This is a genomic window from Pseudoxanthomonas sp. LjRoot143 (genome assembly GCF_964252945.1).
GTDB lineage: Bacteria > Pseudomonadota > Gammaproteobacteria > Xanthomonadales > Xanthomonadaceae > Pseudoxanthomonas_A.
On the sequence record NZ_CAXUPM020000001.1, the window covers coordinates 1,155,486 to 1,175,053 of the forward strand.

General features: G+C 67.6%; 24 protein-coding genes. 15 read left to right on the forward strand and 9 right to left on the reverse strand.

Translation table 11 applies throughout. The annotated features are described in order from the left end of the window. The first annotated feature begins 23 nt into the window (after positions 1–23). From ACSQ1W_RS05360 to ACSQ1W_RS05380, 5 genes are all read left to right on the forward strand, one after another. Positions 24–263, forward strand: a complete 240-nt coding sequence (locus ACSQ1W_RS05360; RefSeq protein ID WP_436042082.1) for a hypothetical protein — start codon at positions 24–26, stop codon at positions 261–263. Positions 264–331: 68 nt separating this feature from the next. Then, positions 332–655 carry a hypothetical protein gene (locus ACSQ1W_RS05365; RefSeq protein WP_436042083.1) on the forward strand — a complete coding sequence of 108 codons (324 nt, stop codon included), beginning with the start codon at positions 332–334 and terminating at the stop codon, positions 653–655. 28 nt (positions 656–683) lie between these two features. Then, positions 684–1,034: a DUF7079 family protein gene (locus ACSQ1W_RS05370; RefSeq protein ID WP_436042085.1), complete on the forward strand. Its 351-nt coding sequence runs from the start codon at positions 684–686 to the stop codon at positions 1,032–1,034. A 132-nt stretch (positions 1,035–1,166) separates the two neighbouring features. Beyond that, positions 1,167–1,517, forward strand: coding sequence for a VOC family protein (locus ACSQ1W_RS05375; protein ID WP_436042086.1), 351 nt, complete (start codon positions 1,167–1,169; stop codon positions 1,515–1,517). Between the two features lie 191 nt (positions 1,518–1,708). Beyond that, positions 1,709–2,149: a phage tail protein gene (locus ACSQ1W_RS05380; RefSeq protein WP_436042088.1), complete on the forward strand. Its 441-nt coding sequence runs from the start codon at positions 1,709–1,711 to the stop codon at positions 2,147–2,149. A gap of 3 nt (positions 2,150–2,152) precedes the next feature. On the opposite strand, the gene ACSQ1W_RS05385 is transcribed toward ACSQ1W_RS05380, so the two are convergent. The 6 genes from ACSQ1W_RS05385 to gluQRS all read right to left on the reverse strand — a co-directional run bounded on the left by ACSQ1W_RS05385 (position 2,153) and on the right by gluQRS (position 5,830). Next, the gene (locus ACSQ1W_RS05385) at positions 2,153–2,368 is read right to left on the reverse strand and encodes a hypothetical protein (protein ID WP_436042090.1); all 216 of its coding nucleotides are present in this window, start codon (positions 2,366–2,368) and stop codon (positions 2,153–2,155) included. Positions 2,369–2,411: 43 nt separating this feature from the next. Next, positions 2,412–2,582, reverse strand: coding sequence for a hypothetical protein (locus tag ACSQ1W_RS05390; protein WP_157074144.1), 171 nt, complete (start codon positions 2,580–2,582; stop codon positions 2,412–2,414). A 47-nt stretch (positions 2,583–2,629) separates the two neighbouring features. After that, complete coding sequence (phbB, locus tag ACSQ1W_RS05395) at positions 2,630–3,370, reverse strand: acetoacetyl-CoA reductase (RefSeq protein ID WP_436042092.1); 741 nt, start codon at positions 3,368–3,370, stop codon at positions 2,630–2,632. A 74-nt stretch (positions 3,371–3,444) separates the two neighbouring features. Then, positions 3,445–3,951 (reverse strand): polyhydroxyalkanoate synthesis repressor PhaR, encoded by a 507-nt coding sequence (phaR, locus tag ACSQ1W_RS05400; RefSeq protein ID WP_192268752.1) that lies wholly within the window; start codon positions 3,949–3,951, stop codon positions 3,445–3,447. 175 nt (positions 3,952–4,126) lie between these two features. Then, complete coding sequence (locus ACSQ1W_RS05405) at positions 4,127–4,867, reverse strand: beta-ketoacyl-ACP reductase (protein ID WP_192268750.1); 741 nt, start codon at positions 4,865–4,867, stop codon at positions 4,127–4,129. A gap of 45 nt (positions 4,868–4,912) precedes the next feature. Beyond that, positions 4,913–5,830, reverse strand: a complete 918-nt coding sequence (gluQRS, locus tag ACSQ1W_RS05410) for a tRNA glutamyl-Q(34) synthetase GluQRS (RefSeq protein WP_436042095.1) — start codon at positions 5,828–5,830, stop codon at positions 4,913–4,915. A gap of 121 nt (positions 5,831–5,951) precedes the next feature. Here gluQRS and htpX point away from each other — a divergent pair, with 121 nt between their 5' ends. Beyond that, positions 5,952–6,833 carry a protease HtpX gene (gene htpX, locus ACSQ1W_RS05415; protein WP_192268746.1) on the forward strand — a complete coding sequence of 294 codons (882 nt, stop codon included), beginning with the start codon at positions 5,952–5,954 and terminating at the stop codon, positions 6,831–6,833. A gap of 80 nt (positions 6,834–6,913) precedes the next feature. On the opposite strand, the gene ACSQ1W_RS05420 is transcribed toward htpX, so the two are convergent. Together ACSQ1W_RS05420 and epmB are read right to left on the reverse strand one after the other, a co-directional pair. Beyond that, on the reverse strand, positions 6,914–8,989 hold the full coding sequence (locus ACSQ1W_RS05420) for an EAL domain-containing protein (RefSeq protein ID WP_436042097.1): 2,076 nt from the start codon (positions 8,987–8,989) through the stop codon (positions 6,914–6,916). Positions 8,990–9,086: 97 nt separating this feature from the next. Beyond that, positions 9,087–10,106: an EF-P beta-lysylation protein EpmB gene (gene epmB, locus ACSQ1W_RS05425; protein WP_436042099.1), complete on the reverse strand. Its 1,020-nt coding sequence runs from the start codon at positions 10,104–10,106 to the stop codon at positions 9,087–9,089. Positions 10,107–10,209: 103 nt separating this feature from the next. Here epmB and efp point away from each other — a divergent pair, with 103 nt between their 5' ends. From efp to ACSQ1W_RS05470, 9 genes are all read left to right on the forward strand, one after another. Then, complete coding sequence (gene efp / locus ACSQ1W_RS05430; RefSeq protein ID WP_192268741.1) at positions 10,210–10,776, forward strand: elongation factor P; 567 nt, start codon at positions 10,210–10,212, stop codon at positions 10,774–10,776. Beyond that, positions 10,776–10,985 (forward strand): hypothetical protein, encoded by a 210-nt coding sequence (locus tag ACSQ1W_RS05435; protein WP_436042102.1) that lies wholly within the window; start codon positions 10,776–10,778, stop codon positions 10,983–10,985. Before efp ends, ACSQ1W_RS05435 begins: the two co-directional genes overlap by 1 nt. A gap of 11 nt (positions 10,986–10,996) precedes the next feature. Continuing rightward, the gene (locus tag ACSQ1W_RS05440; protein WP_436042104.1) at positions 10,997–12,337 is read left to right on the forward strand and encodes a TRZ/ATZ family hydrolase; all 1,341 of its coding nucleotides are present in this window, start codon (positions 10,997–10,999) and stop codon (positions 12,335–12,337) included. A 37-nt stretch (positions 12,338–12,374) separates the two neighbouring features. Further along, positions 12,375–13,094 (forward strand): bifunctional 2-polyprenyl-6-hydroxyphenol methylase/3-demethylubiquinol 3-O-methyltransferase UbiG, encoded by a 720-nt coding sequence (gene ubiG / locus ACSQ1W_RS05445; protein ID WP_436042106.1) that lies wholly within the window; start codon positions 12,375–12,377, stop codon positions 13,092–13,094. After that, positions 13,091–13,774: a phosphoglycolate phosphatase gene (locus tag ACSQ1W_RS05450; protein ID WP_436042108.1), complete on the forward strand. Its 684-nt coding sequence runs from the start codon at positions 13,091–13,093 to the stop codon at positions 13,772–13,774. Before ubiG ends, ACSQ1W_RS05450 begins: the two co-directional genes overlap by 4 nt. Positions 13,775–13,909: 135 nt before the next feature. Then, positions 13,910–14,617: a squalene/phytoene synthase family protein gene (locus tag ACSQ1W_RS05455; protein WP_436042110.1), complete on the forward strand. Its 708-nt coding sequence runs from the start codon at positions 13,910–13,912 to the stop codon at positions 14,615–14,617. Between the two features lie 115 nt (positions 14,618–14,732). Beyond that, entirely contained in the window at positions 14,733–15,665 is a 933-nt protein-coding gene (folE2, locus tag ACSQ1W_RS05460) for a GTP cyclohydrolase FolE2 (RefSeq protein ID WP_436042112.1), read from the forward strand. A gap of 84 nt (positions 15,666–15,749) precedes the next feature. Continuing rightward, on the forward strand, positions 15,750–17,417 hold the full coding sequence (locus ACSQ1W_RS05465; RefSeq protein ID WP_436042114.1) for a sensor domain-containing diguanylate cyclase: 1,668 nt from the start codon (positions 15,750–15,752) through the stop codon (positions 17,415–17,417). After that, a complete protein-coding gene (locus tag ACSQ1W_RS05470) occupies positions 17,418–18,335 on the forward strand; it encodes a hypothetical protein (protein ID WP_436042116.1) in 918 nt (305 codons plus the stop codon). 382 nt (positions 18,336–18,717) lie between these two features. On the opposite strand, the gene ACSQ1W_RS05475 is transcribed toward ACSQ1W_RS05470, so the two are convergent. Then, positions 18,718–19,566: a M23 family metallopeptidase gene (locus tag ACSQ1W_RS05475; RefSeq protein ID WP_436046109.1), complete on the reverse strand. Its 849-nt coding sequence runs from the start codon at positions 19,564–19,566 to the stop codon at positions 18,718–18,720. Positions 19,567–19,568: the final 2 nt, after the last annotated feature.

The following is a 19,568-nucleotide window of genomic DNA, read 5'->3' on the forward strand; positions in this document are numbered from 1 at the left end:
TCCCTCAAGGAGAGCAGGACCGCATGAGCATTCGTCTGACGGAAAAGGACACTGGCCGCACGCTGGGCACGATCTCGCAGGAAGACTTCCAGCTGCTGGTCGACCACATGGAAGAGGAATCCTCGACGGATCAGGACTACTACGTCGAACACACCGCCATCGACGCGCTGGAAAGCCTGGGCGCGAGTGCCGGCTTCATCGCGCTGCTGCGCAGTGCGGTGGGTGAGTCCGAGGGGATTGATGTGGTGTGGGCCGAGGCGTAAGGGAACGCTTGGCTACGCGTGAGCCGCACTCCACGGATTCGTCTGGCGCGGCCGGAGCGTCCGCCTTTGTGGTGCTCAGCGTCGGCGTCCTGCAGCTCATCACAGGTGTTGCGGTGCTGGTGTGGGCATTGCCGCTGTTCGCAGACCCGCCGTTCCTCAGTCAAGGGCTGGTAAAGGAGTATCACGACATCCGGCAGATGCTTCCCCGTGATGACGCCACGCTGGCGACGCTGAAGGGTCTTCGTGGGAAGCTGGAATGGTTGTTCCTCCGTCAGACCGAAGGCGCCATGTTGGGCATGGCCTTGGGCGCCTTCCTGCTGATGTGCGGATCGGTTCTGGTGGGTGCAGCAGGGTGGCCACGGATTGCGCGGATGCTCGGCAGGGCACGATGATCGCGGCGAGCTGACGTCGAGGCGCCTGATGAGGTTCTCAGCGAGCGAGCTCGAGATCGGTCGACCCCTCTGGATCGCCCTGAGCGATCTCTACCTCGATACCGTGCCGGAATGGGGTCGCATCGCCGGATACTGCGCGCGCTCGCCCTTCAGCATCGCCGAACTGCAGCGCATCCTCGTCGACGAAGTGCATCCCGTTGTCCACGCGAACCTGTGGTCGGTGGACGGGGTCTACGAGGACTGGCTGGTGGCGTCCATCGTGGCCCGCAGGCGCAGGCCGTTGTTCCGGCTTCCCTGGCCGGAAGACTGCCGATACCCTTGGCGTGAGCTGAAACCACTGATCATCGCGTTGCGTCGACATCCCGAACGCGAATCCTGACGTTTGCGTGGGATGGGTTGGCGAAGCGGCTTTCAACGGCGAAGCCGGTCTACCCATCATTCCCGATGTTCATCTGTCCGCGTGATGGGTATCGCCTGCGGCTCCACCCATCCTACAAAGGAGCAGATTTCCGTGCCCCGCATCATCCCCATGCAGCCCGTCCGCCATCTGCCGCGGGCGATCGCGTTCTACGAACAACTGGGCTTCACCGTCGAGGATCGTCGCGATGACTGGGGCTGGGCGAAGCTGCGCTGGGGCGAGTGCCAGGTGATGCTCGACCAGTCGATCAACGTCGCGGCGGACGCACCTCGGGGTGCGGTGCTGTACCTGTATCCGGACGACCTGGTGGCGTTCCACCGGCAGGCGCGCGACAACGGGCTGGATGTCCCCGACCTGGACGACACGTTCTACGGCATGCGCGAGTTCCGCATCGACGATCCGGATGGCAACCGCCTGTGGATCGGACAGGCGGCGACGGCCTAGGTCATCGGGGACACGGGGAAGCATCCAGGGCGCTTCTTTTTCACATTCGCCGGCGCGGATGGCAGTCCGAGTGCCACCCCGGGCGAGCACGAACGCGACGTCGCTGACCGCTGGCGTGAGGTGACTGCGTTGGAGAGAGAAGTCGGTCGCGGCTGAGCGGCCGATCTCCCTCTCTCACATGGAACCTGCCCATGGCCGTACAGCGTGACCGTCCCTATGCCGGAATGAACTTCCATGTCGACCTCGGCCTGGGCGACGGGCCCGACGCCGGAGTGTCGGAGGTGCTGTTCCCCGCGGCGCGGCTGCAGCTCAACGAGTACCGCAACGGCAACGACAAGGTGTTGGAAGCGACCAAGCTGTCCACGCTGACGCACTACGAGAACCTGGTGCTGCGGCGTGGCGTGATCGGTTCGCTGGCGTGGTACCAGTGGTGGAACGAGGCGCGCAATGGCGGCGATGCCCGACGCAACATCACGGTCACGCTGCTGGACGAGCAGGGCAACCCGGCGATGAGCTGGCGCTTCCTGCGCGCGCGGCCGGCGGGTTACCTGACCTCGCCGCTGGACGCGGCGGAGGCGGAGACGGTGTTCGAGACGCTGGAGATCGCGTTCGACCGCTTCGAGATCGAGTAGCGGTCAGTCCAGTGGACCGCGCGGCGTGTCGCGGAAATACTCCAGCACGAAGCCGATGACCAGCCCGAGCAGGGCGCAACCGACCGCCATCGCCGCCGAGGACGGCGCCTTGCCGGTCAGGAAGAACACGCCCGCGCCCGCGGCGATGCCCAGCAGGGCGGGAACGGCGAAGCGCGGCGCCGACCACAGGCCGGACAGCAGGGACCCGATCAGTTCCATGATGTGCTCCCGGCGACGGATGTCGGGAGCATAGCGCCGGACGTCAGAGCTTGCTGAAGAGCGTTGCGGCCACCAGCAGGCCGAAGCCGGCGACCACCAGCCAGAACGCGTGCGGGGCCAGCACGGGCACGTAGCCGAACTTCGCGGCGATACCGCCGCTGCCGAGCAGCAGCGCGATCAGCCAGACGCCGAAGGTGGGAGGAGTGAGTTTCATCGGGAATCCTTTTCGTCTTGTCGGAGTAGCGCTGGTGCGGGCGGCGCTCAGAAGCTCATGAACAACCCGCCGTTGACCGGCAGGTTGGCGCCGGTGATGTACCCGGCATCGTCGGCGGTGAGGAAGGCGACCGCGCGTGCGATGTCGTCCGGCTGGCCGATACGGCCGACCGGCACCGCAGCGACGGTGCGGTCGCGCACGTCGTCGGGCATCGCGCGGGTCATCGGCGTTTCCACGTAGCCGGGCGAGACGCTGTTGACGGTGACGCCCTTGCGCGCCACTTCGCGTGCCAGCGACATCGAAAAGCCGTGCAGGCCGGCCTTCGCCGCCGCGTAGTTCACCTGGCCGAAGTTGCCGGTCTGGCCGCTAACCGAACTGATGTTGACGATGCGGCCGAAGCCGCGCGCCTGCATGCCGTCGACCGCATGGCGGCACAGGTTGAACACGCTGTCCAGGTTCACCCCGATCACCGCGTCCCACTGCGCCTTGTCCATCTTGCGCAGCGTCGCATCGCGGGTGATGCCGGCGTTGTTGACCAGGATGTCGAGCGCACCATGGCGCGCTTCGATGTCCTGCACGAAGCCCGCGCACGCCTCGAAGTCGGCCACGTCGACGGTGGCGGTCTCGATGTCCAGTGAAGCGGTCTGCGTGTGGAAGTGCTCCAGCCGTTCGGGCGAAGCGGGCAGGTCGGCGGCGATGACCTTGCGGCCGGCGCGGGCCAGTGCCTGGCAGATCGCCAGTCCCAGCCCACCCATGCCCCCGGTCACCACGGCGATGCGTTGCGTCATGCGGAGTTCCTGTGTCCGGACTCAAAAAAAGGCCCGCGCAACAGGGCGCGGGCCGGGTTTCACTACAGTGGATATCAGCGCGCGCGCGTCTTCGGCGTTTCGCGCGGGGTGTCCTTCGGCTTCACCGTCGTCGGGCGGCCCATGCCACCTCCCGTGAGGTTGCGCTGGAATTCCTGCCACAGCTCCATGTTGCGCTCGGTGAGCTGGTTCATCATGGTCCACGGCGTCTGGCCGAGCAGGTTGCCCATCTGGCTGCGGAACTGCTGCTGCTGCTCCATGAACAGCTGCATGCTGCGCTCCAGGTAGTTGCCCATGAAGCCCTGCAGCGAATCGCCGTAGAAACGGATGATGTGGCTGAGCAGCTGGGTGGACAGGATCGGCTCGCCGTCCTGTTCCTGCTCGCTGATGATCTGCAGCAGGACGGTACGGGTCAGGTCGTCGCCGCTCTTGGCGTCGCGGACCTCGAAATCCTCGCCGTCGACGATGAGCTGGCGCACGTCCTCAATGGTGATGTAGCTGGAGATCTCGGTGTCGTACAGGCGACGGTTGGGGTACTTCTTGATGATGCGGATCGCAGCCATTGAGTCTTCGCTCTAAACGCGTATGACGGCAGCATGACGCAGCGCAACAGCCCTTGCAACAGGCCACAAGGCAGGGATCCCCTGTTCAGGAAAGGAAACATGTTGCGCAGCATCAGGACGGACGACGCCCCTTGCGGGGCGTCGTGGAAACCGGTGGAGGTGGAATGCCGCAGGCTTACCAGCCCATGTGATGACCACCGTTGATGTCGAGATTCGAGCCGGTGATCCAGCTGGCCTGCTCGTCAACCAGGAAGGCCACCGCGTACGCGATCTCCTCGGGTTTGCCGAGGCGGCCGGTGGGGATGTCGGCGGCGATCTTGGCACGGACTTCCTCCGGCACCGCCATCACCATGTCGGTGGCCACGTAGCCGGGCGAGACCGTGTTGACGGTGATGCCGAGCTTGGCGTTCTCGCGCGCCAGCGAAATGGTGAAGCCGTGCATGCCGGCCTTGGCGGCCGCGTAGTTGGCCTGGCCGTACTGACCCTTCAGTCCGTTGATCGAGCTGATCTGGATGATGCGGCCCCACTTGCGGTCGCGCATGCCGTCGATCACCGGGCGGGTGACGTTGAACACCGAGTTGAGGTTGGTGTTGATGACATCGCCCCATTGGGTGGCGGACATCTTGTGGAAGGTACCGTCGCGGGTGATGCCGGCGTTGTTGACCAGCACCTCGACCGGGCCGAGCGTCTGCTCGACTTCCTTCACCATGGCCTGCGCTTCGTCCGGCGACGTCACGTCGCCTTTCACCAGCGCGAAGTCGTAACCGTCCGCCTTCATCTGCGCCTGCCACGCGCGCGCTTTTTCCTCGTTGCGGTAGTTGGTGGCGACCTTGTGGCCCATGTCGGCCAGCTTCTTGCAGATGGCGGTACCGATACCTCCGGTGCCACCGGTGACCAGGGCGACGCGCGATGTCATGTGGGGAATCTCCTTGGACCGTCGCAGGCCGACGGCCACCCGATTCTAGACAGCGCCTGCGACAGGATTGTTGTGCGCTGCAGCGAACGTCAGTGACGTCACTTTTGGCAGGCGATCCGGGCGGAATTCGCGGTGGGCGAACCGCATGGCGGAGGCCACGTCCGAAACACCCCCAAGCACGCTCGCCGGCTGGCCCAGCGCTTCCCACGCGGCCCGCAGGGCAGGCAGCGGGGCGCCGTCGTCGATGGGCAGCGACGCCATCGATTTCGACAGCTTGTTGCCATTCGCGTCGACGATCAGCGGCAGGTGCAGGTAGCGCGGACTGGGCAGGCCCAGTGCGCGTTGCAGCAGGATCTGCCGGGGCGTGGAGTCGAGTAGGTCGGCGCCGCGGACGACATCGGTGATGCGCTGGTCCGCATCGTCGACGACCACGGCCAGCTGATACGCCCAGAACCCGTCGGCGCGGCGCAGGACGACGTCGCCCACCTCGCGGTCGAGATGCTGTTCGACCGTTCCCTGCAGGCCGTCATCGAAGACCACGACGGTGCCGTCGGGTACGTGCAGCCGGATGGCCGGCGTGCGGGTGGGATCGCTCGCCACACAATGCCGATGGATGCCGCCGGTCGCGGCCAGGTCGGAGCGGCTGCAGCGGCATTCAAAGGCACTGCCGCTTGCCAGCAGTCGTGTCAGCGCATCGTGGTAGAGGTCGTGCCGTGCGCTCTGCCAGACGACCGGCTCGTCCGAGGTCAGTCCGAATGCCGCCAACGTCGCCAGTTGCCGCTCGGCCGCGCCGGCGACTTCGCGCGGCGGATCGAGATCCTCCACGCGCACCAGCCACCTGCCGTCGTGATGGCGCGCCAGCAACCAGCTTCCCAGCGCGGCGGCCAGCGATCCGAAATGCAGCGCGCCGGTAGGCGAGGGCGCGAAACGGCCGCGATACGGGGAGGGAACGTTGTCGCTCATTCGTAAGTTGGAGGAGGAAAACTGAACCGCGCAGTCAGGAAGTCGCTTGAATTCAAGCGGGCACAGCCGCAATTCTGCGGTCGTAACCGTTTGCATACCACTCATTCCGGAGATCCCTGTCGTGTTCACGCGCGTCGCGTTGTTCCTCGCTACCAATCTGGCCGTGCTGGCCCTGGCCAGCGTCGTCATGTCCCTGCTGGGCGTCAATTCCAACCAGATGGGCGGCCTGCTGGTGTTTGCGGCGATCTTCGGTTTCGGCGGTTCGCTGATCTCGCTGCTGACCTCCAAGTGGATGGCCAAGCGCGCCACCGGCGCGGTGGTCATCGAGCAGCCGCGCAACGATGCCGAGCGCTGGCTGGTCAGCACCGTGCAGCGGCAGGCGCAGGCCGCCGGCATAGGCATGCCCGAGGTCGCCATCTACGACGCGCCGGAGATCAACGCCTTCGCCACCGGCGCCAACCGCAACAACGCACTGGTGGCAGTGTCCACCGGCCTGCTGCGCTCGATGACGCAGGACGAAGCCGAAGCCGTGCTGGGCCATGAAGTCGCGCACGTCGCCAATGGCGACATGGTGACGATGGCCCTGCTGCAGGGCGTGCTGAATACGTTCGTCATCGTGCTGGCGCGCGTGGTGGGTGGCATCGTGGACAGCTTCCTGTCCGGCAATCGCGAAGGCGGTGGCCGTGGCTTCGCCTACTACATCATCGTGATGGCGCTGGAAGTCGTGTTCGGCCTGTTCGCCACGATGATCGCGATGTGGTTCTCGCGTCGCCGCGAGTTCCGCGCCGACCAGGGCGGCGCCACGTACGCGGGCCGCCAGAAGATGATTGCCGCGCTCGAGCGCCTCAACCAGCAACAGCGTCCCAGCACGCTGCCGGCGCAGGTGGAAGCGTTCGGCATCGCCGGTGGCATCGGCCAGGGCATGAAGAAGTTGTTCCTGAGCCATCCGCCGCTGGAAGAGCGCATCGCCGCGCTGCGTGCGCAGCAGGGCACCTTCGCCTGATTCCTGCGCTGTCGCCGTGAACGGAAAACCCGCCGGAAGGCGGGTTTTTCTTTTGCGAGGAACCGCGGAGAAGGCCGCTTTCAGCTGAAGTCGTAGTTCATCGCCGGGCCGGGTGCGGCCAGGAAGTTGCCTTCCACGTAGTCCACGCTCGCCGTGAACAGGAAGGCCATGGTCGCGGCGTCCTGCACGTGTTCGGCTACGGTCAGGATGCCCAGTGCCTGCGCGCGCTCGGCGATCTCGCGGATCTTCTGCTGGTGCTCGGTGTTCTTGCCCAGGTCCTCGCTGAAGACGCGGTCGATCTTGAGGAAGGTCGGCTGGAAGTGCGACAGCAGCTGGAACGAATCCAGACCGGCGCCGAAATGCTCCAGGCCCACCTGGCAGCCCAGCTTGGCGGCGGCCGACTGGAAGGCCTGCGCCTGGCGCAGGTGGGTGAACACCTTCGCCTCCGGCGTCTGCAACCACAGGCGGTCGCCGGGCACGTCGTGCGCGGCGAGCTGCCTGGCGATGAGGTCGAGCAGGCGGTTGTCGGCAAAAGACGCGGGGCTGACCTTCACCACCAGGCGGGTGTCGCGGCCAGCGCGCATGCGTTCGGCCAGTACCTCGATGGCGCGGTTCACCACCCAGCGATCGATCGCATCGAGCAGGCCGTTTTCTTCCGCGATACCGATGAAGGACTGCGGTGGCACGACTTCGCCGTTGGATTCCAGCCGCAACAGCGCTTCGTACACTTCGCCGGGCTCGCCCTGAAGGTTGACCACCGGCTGGTAGTGCAGGCGGAAGCTGCCGTCCTGCAGCGCTTCCTGCAGCCGCTTGATCCAGTTCTGCACGCGCTCTTCCTCGGCGCGGTCCACGGCGCCGGGGTCGAAGATCTCGAAGCGGTTGCCGCCCAGGTTGGTGGCGGTCTGCAGGCCGTCGGTCGCGCGCGTCAGCACCGGCCCCACACTGGCGATCTTCTCGCCGATCTGCACGCCGCCGATGCTGGCGGTGACCGAGGCCGAGCGTTCGCCGACATTGAACACGTGCGAGGCGTAGGAGGCCCGCAGCTTTTCCGCGAGTGCCGCGGTCTGCGCGTGGTTGCCCCGCAGCAGGACGGCGAAGGTGCGCTCGCCGAAGCGGGCGGCCAGGGTGCCTTCGTCCAGCTTCTCGGACAGACGTGCCGCCAGGGCGGCGGCCAGGGCGTCGGCCGAATCGATGCCGATCTCCTGCAGCAGGCGCTGGTAGTGGTCGGGTTCGAGCAGCAGCAGGGCGTACTGGTCCTCGCCGCGGGCCACCTGGGCCACCGCGTTCTCCAGCTCGCGCAGGAAGGTGGGGCGGTTGAGCAGGCCGGTGACCATGTCGCGCTGGCGCAGGTCCTCGACCTCGCGGGCGAGTTCCGGGTCGAACTCCTCGCGCCGGCGGAAGACCACCTGCACGCACGCCTCGCCTTCGTACGTGGCGGTGGCGAACTCCAGCGTGGCCGGGAAACTGTCGCCGTCGATGCTGCGGGCTTCCAGTTCGAAACGCGGCGGTGGCGCCTCGCCCTTGCTGAGCTTCTTCAGCAGGGCCTTGAAGTCGTTGACGTACTGCGGACCCACCAGGTCGAGCAGCGACAGGCCTTCCACGTCCTCGAACGATTCGAAGCCGAACATCTCCAGGTAGGCATCGTTGGCACGGATGTGCATGCCTTCGTGGATGTAGGCGATGGGGTCGCGCGAGGACGAGATCAGCGCATCGCAGCGGCGCTCGGTTTCGCGCATCTGGCTTTCCAGCCGGCGCTGCGAACGGCGCGCATCCAGATCGGCCCATTCGCGGCGCAGCACCGTGAGCACGTGCTCCGGGCGGCCCCGCAGGGCGACCGCGCGGGCACCGGCCGCCTGGTCGGCGAGCAGGTCGGTTTCGCTGATCGTATCGGCCAGCACGATCACCGGGATGTCCTTGCCGCTGGCGTCGACCTGGCCCAGCACCGTGGCCAGCGGAATGCCCTTGGCGCTGCGCGAGGCGATCAGCAGGTCCATCGGCTGGCCGGCCACCATCTGCCCCAGTTCGCCCGCGTCGATCGGTCGCAGGGGACGCACGGCGATGCCGCCGTTGCGCAGCGTGGAGACGATCGCCTCCGCGTCCTCGGCGCTGTCGTCCACCAGGGTCAGTCGTAGCGTGGTGTCTTTGCCGATCTGCATGCAACGTGTCCGCGAGGGGTGCGCGTTTAATACCTGAACACGTGAGACGAGTCCAATGCAGCCGTCGCAGATGCAGACATGGCCCGCGGCCGGATCGTCAGAGCGGACGCTTGCCGGTATCGCCGGCGACTTCCCGTACCAGCCGCGGCACCAGGTAGCCGGAGAGGCGGGCCGCCAGGGCCGCATGCAGGGCTCTGGCCCGCGCGTCGTCCACTTCGAAATGGGCCGCACCCGCGACCCGGTCGAGCTGGTGCAGGTAGTACGGCAGCACGCCGGCCGCGAAGCCCCGTTCGCTGAGCGCGACGAGGGCGTCGACATCGTCGTTCACGCCCCGCAGCAGCACCGCCTGGTTGAGCAGGTGCACACCGGCAGCGCGCAGGCGTGCGAGCGCCACGTCGACCGCGGCATCGAACTCGTTGGCATGGTTGGCATGGATGACCACGGTGACCGGCCACGGCAGGCCGGACAGCCAAGCGATCAGGCCCTCGTCGATGCGCTCGGGCAGGACCACGGGCAGCCGGCTGTGGATGCGCAGGCGCCGCAGGTGCGGGACGCCGGCCAATGCCTCGGTCAGCTCGGCGAGCTTGGCGTTCGACAGCGACAGCGGATCGCCGCCGGACAGCAGCACTTCCTCGATGCTGTCGTCGTGGCGGATCAGGTCGACGGCTTCGCGCCAGCCGTCGCGGGCGGCGGTTTCATCCGAGTAGGGGAAATGGCGGCGGAAGCAGTAGCGGCAGTTGATCGCGCAGCTGCCGGTGGCGACCAGCAGGGCACGGCCGCGGTACTTCTGGATCACCCCGGTCCCGCTGCGGGCGGCACCGTCGCCGACCGCGTCCAGGCCGTAGCCGGGAACGGGCTGCATTTCGTCGTCCAGCGGCAGCACCTGGCGCAGCAGCGGGTCGTGCGGGTCCCCGTGGCGCATGCGGGCCACGAAGCCGCGCGGCACCCGCAACGGGAACTGTGCGGCGGCTTCGTCCGATACCCGGTTGGCCAGCGCGTCCAGTCCCAGTAGCGCCAGCAGCTCGCGCGGATCGCGCACGGCATCGCGCCAGGCCTGCTGCCAGCGGGATGCGGCCCACTGGGCGGGCTGTCGGGGTTCGGGGGCTGCGGTTATCATGTCGGGTCTGAAAACAAGCACCCGCCGGGTCCGGCGGGTTCCCACATTCTATCCGGCCGGCCGCCTCGCGCGGCGGGTACGCCTTACCTCCAGGAGCAGCAGCATGGCCAGTTACGGCATGAACGACGTCAAGAACGGGATGAAGATCCTGATCAACAACGACCCGGCGATCATCACCGACACCGAGTACGTCAAGCCGGGCAAGGGCCAGGCGTTCACCCGCGTGAAGTACCGCCTGATCAAGAGCGGTCGCGTGCAGGAAATCACCATGAAGAGCACCGACTCGGTCGAGGCGGCGGACGTGGTGGATACCGACATGCAGTACCTGTACACCGACGGCGAGTACTGGCACTTCATGCAGCAGGAGACCTTCGAGCAGGTGCAGGCCGACAAGGCCGGCATGGGCGGCGCCGAGAAGTGGCTGAAGGGCGAGGAAGACTGCGTGGTGACGCTGTGGAACGGCAACCCGATCCAGGTGACCCCGCCGAACTTCGTCGAACTGCAGATCACCGAGACCGACCCGGGCGTGAAGGGCGATACCGCCGGTACCGGCGGCAAGCCGGCGACGCTGGAAACCGGCGCGGTCGTGCGCGTGCCGCTGTTCGTCGGCCAGGAAGAGATCATCAAGGTCGACACCCGCACCGGTGAATACGTCAGCCGCGTGAAGTGATGGGACAGCTCGCGCTCTACCTCGGCGTCTGGGCCATCGGCGTACTGCTCGCCGGGCTGGGCGTGATGCTGTGCTGGAACGCCAGCCTGGCGGCGCTGTTTCCCGGCGTGCCACGGCTGGGCTACGGCCGTGCGCTGGCGCTGATGCTGCTGTGCTGGCTGCTGTTCGGCGCCGGCGCCATCGGCCTGACCTATACGTTGGGATTCTGAACCGAGGTTCCATGAACGACCGTATTCCCGATGCCTGCGACCTGTTGATCGAAGCCGGCTTCGTGGTGCCGGTCGTCCCGCACGGCGTGGTGCTGGAAAACCATGCGGTCGCTGTGACCGGCGGTCGCATCGTGGCCATCCTGCCGGTGGCCGAGGCGCGCCAGCGCTTCCTGCCGCGCGAGACGGTGTCGCGCCCGGACGCCGCGCTGATCCCGGGCCTGGTCAACGCGCATACGCACAACCCGATGACGCTGCTGCGCGGCGTCGCCGACGACCTGCCGTTGAAGGTCTGGTTGCAGGAACACATCTGGCCGATCGAGGGCGCAGTGATCGGTCCGGACTTCGTGGCCGACGGCATCACCCTGGCGATCGCCGAGATGCTCCGCGGCGGTACCACCTGCGTCAACGAGAACTACTTCTTCCCCGACGTGCAGGCGGCCACGTACAAGCACCACGGTTTCCGTGCGCGTGTCGGCTTGCCGGTGATCGATTTTCCGACGGCGTGGGCGTCCTCGGACGACGAGTACTTCGAGAAAGCCGGCGAAGTGCACGACCAGTGGCGCGACGACGCGCTGATCGCCACCGCGTTCGCGCCGCATGCGCCGTACACGGTGAACGACGCCAACTTCGAGCGTGTGCGCATGCTGTCCGACCAGCTCGACGTGCCGGTGCACCTGCACCTGCACGAGACCGCGCAGGAAGTCGAGCAGTCGCTGGAAAAGTACGGCCAGCGCCCGATCGCGCGCCTGGACCGGCTGGGGCTGGTCAACGACCGCCTGATCGCCATCCACATGACCCAGCTGACCGAGGCGGAAATCCACCTCTGCGCCGAGCGCGGCGTCAGCGTGGTGCACTGCCCGGAATCCAACCTCAAGCTGGCGTCCGGCTTCTGCCCGGCCTGTGCGCTGGAGCGCGCGGGCGTGACGCTGGCGGTGGGTACCGACGGCTGCGCCAGCAACAACGACCTGGACATGTTCAGCGAAACCCGCACCGCCGCTCTGCTGGCCAAGGCGGTGGCGCAGGACGCGGCGGCGCTGGATGCGTTCAGTGCGCTGCGTGCGGCCACCCTGGGCGGCGCGAAGGCGATCGGGTTCGACGACCTTATCGGCTCGATCGAGCCGGGCAAGGAGGCCGACCTGGTCTGCGTCGACCTGTCCGCACTGGAAACCCAGCCGCTGCACCACGTGGTGTCGCAGCTGATCTACGCGACCGGGCGACAGCAGGTCAGCGACGTGTGGATCGCTGGCCGGCCGAAGCTGCGGCAGCGCGTACTGGTCGACATCGACATCGATGGCGTCATCGCCAATGCGCGGCAATGGCGCGAACGGATCGCCGGCATCCGCCTGTCCTGATCCGGCGCTGTCGTCGGGTCGGCCTTACAATGGCGCCATGACGACCACGACTTCGCCCCGCGACGACAACTTCACCCAAGCCGAGCTCGACAAGTTCGGCGCGTTGGCCAACCGCTGGTGGGATCCGGATGGCCCGCAGAAGGCCTTGCACGCCTTGAACCCCGTCCGCCTGCAGTACGTGCGCGAGCGCGCGACGCTGACGAATGCCGCCGCACTGGACGTCGGCTGCGGTGGCGGCCTGCTGAGCGAGGCGCTGGCGCGCGAGGGCGCCCAGGTCACCGCGATCGACCTGGCCCCTGAACTGGTGAAGGTGGGGAGGCTGCACAAGCTCGAATCCGGCGTGCAGGTCGACTACCAGCTGCGCTCGGTCGAGTCGCTGGCCGAAGAGCGGCCGGGCAGCTTCGATGTGGTCACCTGCATGGAGATGCTGGAGCACGTGCCGGATCCGTTGTCGATCATCCGCGCCTGCCACACCCTGCTCAAGCCGGGCGGCCACCTGTTCCTGTCCACGCTGAACCGCACGCCGGCCGCGTTCGCCTTGGCCATTGTCGGCGCCGAATACATCGCGCGCCTGCTGCCGAAGGGCACGCACCACTACAAGGAATTCATCCGCCCGTCCGAACTGGCCGCATGGCTGCGCGCAGCCGGCTTCCAGTTGCAGGACGTCACCGGCCTGGCCTACGAGCCATGGCGCCAGCGCGCCCGCCTGACCTCGCGCACCGACGTCAACTACCTCGCCAGCGCGGTGAAGCCGTGACGGCGACGGGGTTTCCGCGCGCTGCGCTGTTCGATCTGGATGGCACGTTGCTCGACAGCGCGCCGGACATGCTGGCGACCGCCAATCGCATGCGCGCGTCGCGCGGCTTCGGTCCGATGACCATCGAGGGTTTGCGTCCGCATGTGTCGAAAGGATCGCGCGCCATGCTGGCGGCTGCATTCCCCGACATGGAGCAGGGCCCGCGCGAGGCGCTGGTGCCGGAATTCCTGACGATCTACCAGGAGGAGCTCGGCCGCCACAGCATGCTGTTCGACGGCGTGGCGGAGATGCTCGACGCCCTGGAGGCCGCGGGCAGCGTCTGGGGCATCGTCACCAACAAGCCGGAGTACCTGGCGCGCGACATCCTGCCGCAACTGGGGTGGAGCGATCGCTGCGCGGTGCTGATCGGTGGGGACACGCTGGCCGAGAAGAAGCCGCATCCGCTGCCGTTGCAGGTCGCCGCCGAACGCATCGGCATGGCCATCGCGGACTGCGTCTACGTGGGCGACGACGAGCGTGACATCCAGGCGTCGCGTGCGGCGGGCATGCCATCGATCGCGGCGCTGTGGGGCTACCGGCAGGCGCATGAGGATCCCGGGCAATGGAAGGCGGACGTCATGGTCGAGCTGCCGGCAGCGCTGATCGCGCCATCGGCATGGCCCGCGCCCAGCGTGTCGTAGGAGCGACGTAAGTCGCGACCGCACGTCTACAGGCGTCCGTCGTACACCAGCACAACCGTATACGGCCGTTGCCGATTGCCCGCTCGCTCCGGCATCACGGTCGCGACTCACGTCGCTCCTACAGGTTTTCATCACATGTCCGATTCCGCCGCCCTCGACAGCTTCCTGGAAAAGTGGCGTATCCGCTGGCCCGAATGGTCGGTCGGGGAGATCTTCGTCGCGCCTGCGCGCCGGGACGTCGCGGTGGCTTGGTTCGCGTTGCTGCAGGAATTCGATGACGTTCTCAACATCAGCGGCGATCCGCTGCCGGCCGATGCCAAGCTGGCATGGTGGAGCGAAGAACTGCGCGGCTGGAGCGGGCAGCGTTCGCGCCATCCGCTTGGGCGCCGGCTGGAGCCGCTGCATGCCCCCTGGACGCAGCTCGCCGACGCGTTGCCGGCCCTGGTGGCCGCGCGGGAGACGCCAGCGTCCGCGGCAGATGCCTTCGCCGCGCTGGCGGGCTACGGCGCCGCGGTCGCGGCGGTGGAAGCCCAAGTGCTGGATCGTGCGCCCGACGCGGACGCGGTCATTGCCCAGATGCTCGCTGCGCGCGTGGCCGACATGGGCAGCATTGCGGTGCCGGCCGCCCTGCGGCAGCCGGATGACGCGGTCGCCGTGCAGGCATGGGCGAAGGCGATCCTGCAACGCTGGCAGGCATCGCGCCAGGGTGCGCGGGAGCGTCGAGTCCTGACGGCGTATGCACGGGGCAGACTGGAACGCCTGTCCAGGAAGGGCGTGCCCGCACCGCTGCCGTCGCGCCCCGTTCTGCTGTTCGCCGGCTGGCGTGCGGCGCGCGGCGACTGAAGGCCGCGCATATCGCTGCGATAGCCACAGGAATGGCCCGTAACGGACTGTTTCATCGGGAAATTCAGGGGCAGGGCGTACAATTGCGCGGCATCCACTCCCCCGTGCAATGACCATGGCTCCCTCGCTTCCCGTGGCGCCCCGCGCCGATCTTCCCGATGTCGCCCCCCAGCGCGTACCGCTTGCGCGCCCCCTGGACTGGGTGGGCATGGAGAACATCGCGCTGCCGGTCCGCATCGCCGACGGACTGGGCGGGCAGCTGCAGGTGGCGGCCAGCATCGACCTGTCGGTGAACCTGGCCAATCCCGACGCACGCGGCATCCACATGTCGCGCCTGTACCTGCAGCTGCAGGATGGGTTGGCGCGTGAAGCGATCACGCCGGCCGGGCTGCGGCACCTGCTGCAGGACGGTGTGGCCTCGCAGGCCGGGTTGGCCACCAGTGCACGGCTGAAGATCCGGTACGACGCGCTCCTGCAGCGCAAGGCGCTGGAAAGCGACTACGCCGGCTGGAAGCGCTATCCGGTGGAAATCGAGGCGACGCTGGTCGATGGACATCTCAACCTGGCACTGTCCTTCGCGGTCGAGTACTCCAGCACGTGCCCGGCGTCCGCCGCGCTGTCGCGACAGGCCAACGCCGAGCGCTTCACCCGTGATTTCGATGCCTCATCCGCGCTGTCGGTCGATGTCGTGCACGACTGGCTGGCGTCCGAGCGTGGCCTGGCTGCTACACCGCACGCGCAGCGCAGCCGCGCCAGCGTGCGGGTGGAACTGCGTCCGCAGTTCGATGAGTTGCCGCTGGTGCCCTTGGTGGATGCCATCGAAGCCGCACTCGGCACGCCGGTGCAGACGGCGGTCAAGCGCGTCGACGAGCAGGCCTTCGCCCGCCTCAATGCCGAGAACCTGATGTTCTGCGAAGACGCCGCCCGCCGCGTGGCATCGGTACTGTCCGCCGACGCCCGCGTGGCCCGCTACGACGCCACGGTCGCTCATTACGAGAGCCTGCACCCCCACGACGCCGTCGCCCGCGTGGCCGGCAGCAACGACTGACACCCGGGCCGGGCCGCCCACACTCAAGTCACAATCCGCCGGATCCGCGTTATGCTCCGCCGCTGACTGAACGGCGGAATGGATATGGGGAATCCACGGCGCCAGGCCAGAGGATGGTTGCTCTGGTTCTGCCTGATCGGGTGGGGCGTTCCCGCCACAGCACAGACGCTCTCGCTGGCCAGGCTCGACGCCGATGCGCCTGCGGGCGAGGTCGTGTCCGGGCAACGGGATGCCGGCTTCGCCGCCGCCCGCGATGGCGTGATCTTCGAACCCGGGTCGTCCCCGCGCTGGTGGCGGGTGACCAGTTCCGTCGACGTGGACGCGGCGTTGCAGCCGCACCTGGTGGTGCGTGCGCCGTACCAGAACCGGGTGGAGCTGTGGACCGGCGATGGTCCGCCGGTCGTACGGGGCCTGTTCGGCGAGGAGGCCGATCTGGCGTTCTCGGCCCGCGCCCTGGCATTCCCGCTATCGGATGGCCTTCGTGCCGGCCAGCCCCTGTACCTGCGGGTGGTGACCGTGGGCGGCACGCCGATGCCACTGTCGATCGAACCGCTGCACGAGGTGCACAGGCAGGACCTGGAGCACGTGGCATGGCGCGCGATGGTGCTCGGGGCGATGGGCGTGCTGGCGGTGCTCGCCTTGGGTTTCTGTATCGGGTTGGGCGAGCGCAGTTACGGGTTCCTTGCGCTGACGCTGCTTTCGCAGGCGCTGTTCCTCGCCCTGGCGGGCGGCGAACTGCGCAGCGTCGACGTTTTCGGTCATGTGCTCGGGTCGGATCCGCGCATGTCGCGGGTGGTCGGCATGCTGGCGGTGATCGCCAGCAACACGTTCCTGGCGTTCTATCTGGATCTCGCCACCCGCGGTCTGGTGATCCTGCGTGTGCTGCGTGCATGCAACCTGCTGTTGGGCTGCCTGATCCTCGCGTCGCTGGTCAGCACCAGCCCGCTGGTGCCCAAGGTGGGCAACCTGGTGCTGTTGGTGGCGACGGCGGGTGTGCTGTTCGCCAGCGTGCGAGGCACCCTGCGCAACGAACGGCCGGCCTTCTTCCTGCTGCTTTCGTGGCTGCCGATGATGCTGCTGACCGCGGCGCGGGTGGGCGAACTGCTCGGCTGGTGGGTGGGGCCGGCGTGGCTGATCCACGCGTTTCCGCTGGGGTTCGCCTTGGCTGGCCTGGTGCTCACGGTCGGTCTGGCCGACCGCATGCAGCAACTGCGGCGCGACCGCGATCATGCCAGCCGGCTGGCCGCGCAGGACACGCTGACGGGCGTGCTGTCGCGCACGGCGATCATCGAGCAACTGCAGCGCGAAGTGGACCTGGCCCATGCGCAGGACACGCCGCTGTCGGTGGTGTTCTTCGACATCGACCACTTCAAGCGGATCAACGACGAGCACGGCCACCCCGTGGGCGACCAGAGCCTTCGATTGGTGGCGACGCGTACGCGCGGGAAGCTGCGCAAGCGCGACTTCCTCGGCCGGTACGGCGGCGACGAGATGCTGGTGCTGCTGCCCGACACGACGTTCGACAACGCCCTGGTCGTGGCGGAACACCTGCGAGCCGCGGTGAACAACCGGCCCCTGACCATCGACGGACGCGTCATCGATACCAGCCTCAGCCTGGGCGTGGCCCAGCTGGCCGCGGGCGAGACGTTCGAACGCCTGCTGGAGCGCGTGGACGTGGCGCTGTACTCCAGCAAATCGGCGGGACGCGATCGCGTCACCGGCGACCTTTTTTCGCAACCAGGAGATGCCTGAGTGGATCCGCAGCCCGTTGCCGCCCGCTTCCCCGTCGAGCAGTTGCAGGTCGGCGACCTGCTGCTGATGCTCGGCAAGAGCCAGCTGTCCAAGCTGATCGCCTGGTTCGGCGACAGCACCTACAGCCATGTGTCGCTGGTGTCCGCGGATGGCCTGTTGATCGAGGGCATCCGGCCCGCGGTGAAGGAGAGTCCGTTGGCCGACCGCCTGGCGCCGGACGGTCCGGTGGTGTTCGTGGACGCCTATCGTTCGCTCGCGGCGGATGGCGGTGCGCTGGGTACGGAGGACCGTGCAGCGGTGCTGCGCCATGCGCGCTCGTTGATCGGCACCACGTTCGCACAGGATGACCTGGTGACCATCGGGCTGCTGGTCGCCCTGCGCGGCAAGCCCCGGCATCTGCCCGTCTGGTTGCGCTGGCTGATCCGCGAAGCCACAGAACACGCGATCCGCGCCGATTCGGACCGGATGCTGTGCAGCGAGTTCGCCTACCGCGCCTTCGCCGATGCGGACACGACGCCCGCACGCCGCCTGGCGCGTCCCATCGTGCCCGGTGAACCCAGCGACCTGCCGTTCCCCGATGTCGACTACGCCAAACTGCAGGAAGAAGTGCGCGAGATGCTGAAGCCGAAACACAAGGTGCTTGGGCAGAACGCGATTGGCGCCGAAGCGCTCGCGGGATCGGCGCCGGTGTGGGACACCATCGATGCCCTGGAACTGGATGACGACGCGCTGGAGGCTTCGATCGCCGCGCTGCGTGCGCAGGTCGGTCTGGCCGCGCCGCACCACGTCGATGTGGCAAATGCGGCCGAGGGTCTGTTGGGCGTAGCGTGGCCTGAGCGTGGTCCACCGAACCCCAAGCTCGTCCGCCCGCGCGACCTGGCAGACAGCCCTGCCAGCCAGTTCCTCGGGCGGCTCTGAACGAAACCGCGTGCGGCTACTTCCCGCGTTCGAGAACGCGCAGCGGGTCGATGCGGGTATCGAACCGCGCCATCGGGATCTTCGAGAGGGATAAAGCCGAGCGCGTCGCAACGCGCCCGGATGGCGAACGGTGGTCGGTCACTTGCCGCGTTCGAGAACGAGCAGGGGGTCGATACGGGTATCGAACCGCACCACCGGGAGCTTCGAGAGGGATAGAGCTGACCGCGTCGCAACGCGCCCGGATGGCGAACGGTGGTCGGTCACTTGCCGCGTTCCAGAACGAGCAGGGGGTCGATGCGGGTATCGAACCGCGCCACCAGGATCTTCGAAAGGGATAACGCCGAGCGCGTCGCAACGCGCCCGGGGGGTGAACCGTGTGCGTTTACTTGCCGCGTTCCAGAACGAGCAGCGGGTCGATGCGGGTATCGAACCAGTTCATCCCCCAATGCAGATGCGGCCCCGTCGCACGCCCGGTCGCACCCACGGCGCCGATCACCTGGCCGGGCTCGATACGGTCGCCCGCCTTCACGTCGATGCGCGACAGATGGAGGAAGTTGGAACTGACGCCGTGGCCGTGGTCAAGCAGCAGGGTGCCGCCGGTGAGGTAGAGGTCGGGCGATGCGAAGGTCACGATGCCGCCCGCAGGCGCCTTGACCGGCGTGCCGGTCGGCGCCGCGATATCCATGCCGGAATGGCCGGCGCCGGGCTGGCCGTTGTAGACGCGGGCATTGCCGAAGCGGCCGCTGATGCGGCCCTGCACGGGCCACTGGAACGGCAAGGCGAAGTCGGCGCGCTCGTCGTCGCGACCGCGTGCGGCGGTGACCAGCGCCTGTTCGCGCTGAATACGTGCGGCGATGTCGGGCGGCGGATTGACGGTCTTCGGCGGCACGCCGTTGACGCGTTCGACCGGCCAGTCGCGCGGGGAGACCGTGATGCTGACGGATTCCGCACGCCCCGACGGCGTGGTGACATCGACCTTCAGCGGGCCTGCTTCGTCACGACCTACGCCGAACACCACGGTGCCATAGCCGGTGGCGCGCAGGATGCGTTCCCGATACCGCACCTGGCTGCCCGGCGGTACCTTGCCGAACACCAGCGCACCCTGCGACACGCCGGCGGGAAACACGACGCGTTCTTCCTGCGATACCGGTGCCGCGGGATTCGCATCCTGTGCAGCGACGAGCGGAATCCATCCGGCACACACAGCGGCGAACAGCGCCGCGACCGCCAGCT

Excerpts from the sequence above, each read along its gene's own strand:
- epmB (WP_436042099.1), bottom strand. The coding sequence starts at position 10,106 with ATGATAACCGCAGCCCCCGAACCCCGACAGCCCGCCCAGTGGGCCGCA.
- ACSQ1W_RS05385 (WP_436042090.1), bottom strand. The coding sequence starts at position 2,368 with ATGGAACTGATCGGGTCCCTGCTGTCCGGCCTGTGGTCGGCGCCGCGC.
- ACSQ1W_RS05380 (WP_436042088.1), top strand. The coding sequence starts at position 1,709 with ATGGCCGTACAGCGTGACCGTCCCTATGCCGGAATGAACTTCCATGTC.
- ACSQ1W_RS05370 (WP_436042085.1), top strand. The coding sequence starts at position 684 with ATGAGGTTCTCAGCGAGCGAGCTCGAGATCGGTCGACCCCTCTGGATC.
- folE2 (WP_436042112.1), top strand. The coding sequence starts at position 14,733 with ATGGCTCCCTCGCTTCCCGTGGCGCCCCGCGCCGATCTTCCCGATGTC.
- ACSQ1W_RS05465 (WP_436042114.1), top strand. The coding sequence starts at position 15,750 with ATGGGGAATCCACGGCGCCAGGCCAGAGGATGGTTGCTCTGGTTCTGC.
- phbB (WP_436042092.1), bottom strand. The coding sequence starts at position 3,370 with ATGACGCAACGCATCGCCGTGGTGACCGGGGGCATGGGTGGGCTGGGA.
- ACSQ1W_RS05455 (WP_436042110.1), top strand. The coding sequence starts at position 13,910 with ATGTCCGATTCCGCCGCCCTCGACAGCTTCCTGGAAAAGTGGCGTATC.
- phaR (WP_192268752.1), bottom strand. The coding sequence starts at position 3,951 with ATGGCTGCGATCCGCATCATCAAGAAGTACCCCAACCGTCGCCTGTAC.
- ACSQ1W_RS05360 (WP_436042082.1), top strand. The coding sequence starts at position 24 with ATGAGCATTCGTCTGACGGAAAAGGACACTGGCCGCACGCTGGGCACG.
- ACSQ1W_RS05435 (WP_436042102.1), top strand. The coding sequence starts at position 10,776 with ATGGGACAGCTCGCGCTCTACCTCGGCGTCTGGGCCATCGGCGTACTG.
- ACSQ1W_RS05440 (WP_436042104.1), top strand. The coding sequence starts at position 10,997 with ATGAACGACCGTATTCCCGATGCCTGCGACCTGTTGATCGAAGCCGGC.
- ACSQ1W_RS05420 (WP_436042097.1), bottom strand. The coding sequence starts at position 8,989 with ATGCAGATCGGCAAAGACACCACGCTACGACTGACCCTGGTGGACGAC.
- ACSQ1W_RS05390 (WP_157074144.1), bottom strand. The coding sequence starts at position 2,582 with ATGAAACTCACTCCTCCCACCTTCGGCGTCTGGCTGATCGCGCTGCTG.
- ubiG (WP_436042106.1), top strand. The coding sequence starts at position 12,375 with ATGACGACCACGACTTCGCCCCGCGACGACAACTTCACCCAAGCCGAG.
- gluQRS (WP_436042095.1), bottom strand. The coding sequence starts at position 5,830 with ATGAGCGACAACGTTCCCTCCCCGTATCGCGGCCGTTTCGCGCCCTCG.
- ACSQ1W_RS05405 (WP_192268750.1), bottom strand. The coding sequence starts at position 4,867 with ATGACATCGCGCGTCGCCCTGGTCACCGGTGGCACCGGAGGTATCGGT.
- efp (WP_192268741.1), top strand. The coding sequence starts at position 10,210 with ATGGCCAGTTACGGCATGAACGACGTCAAGAACGGGATGAAGATCCTG.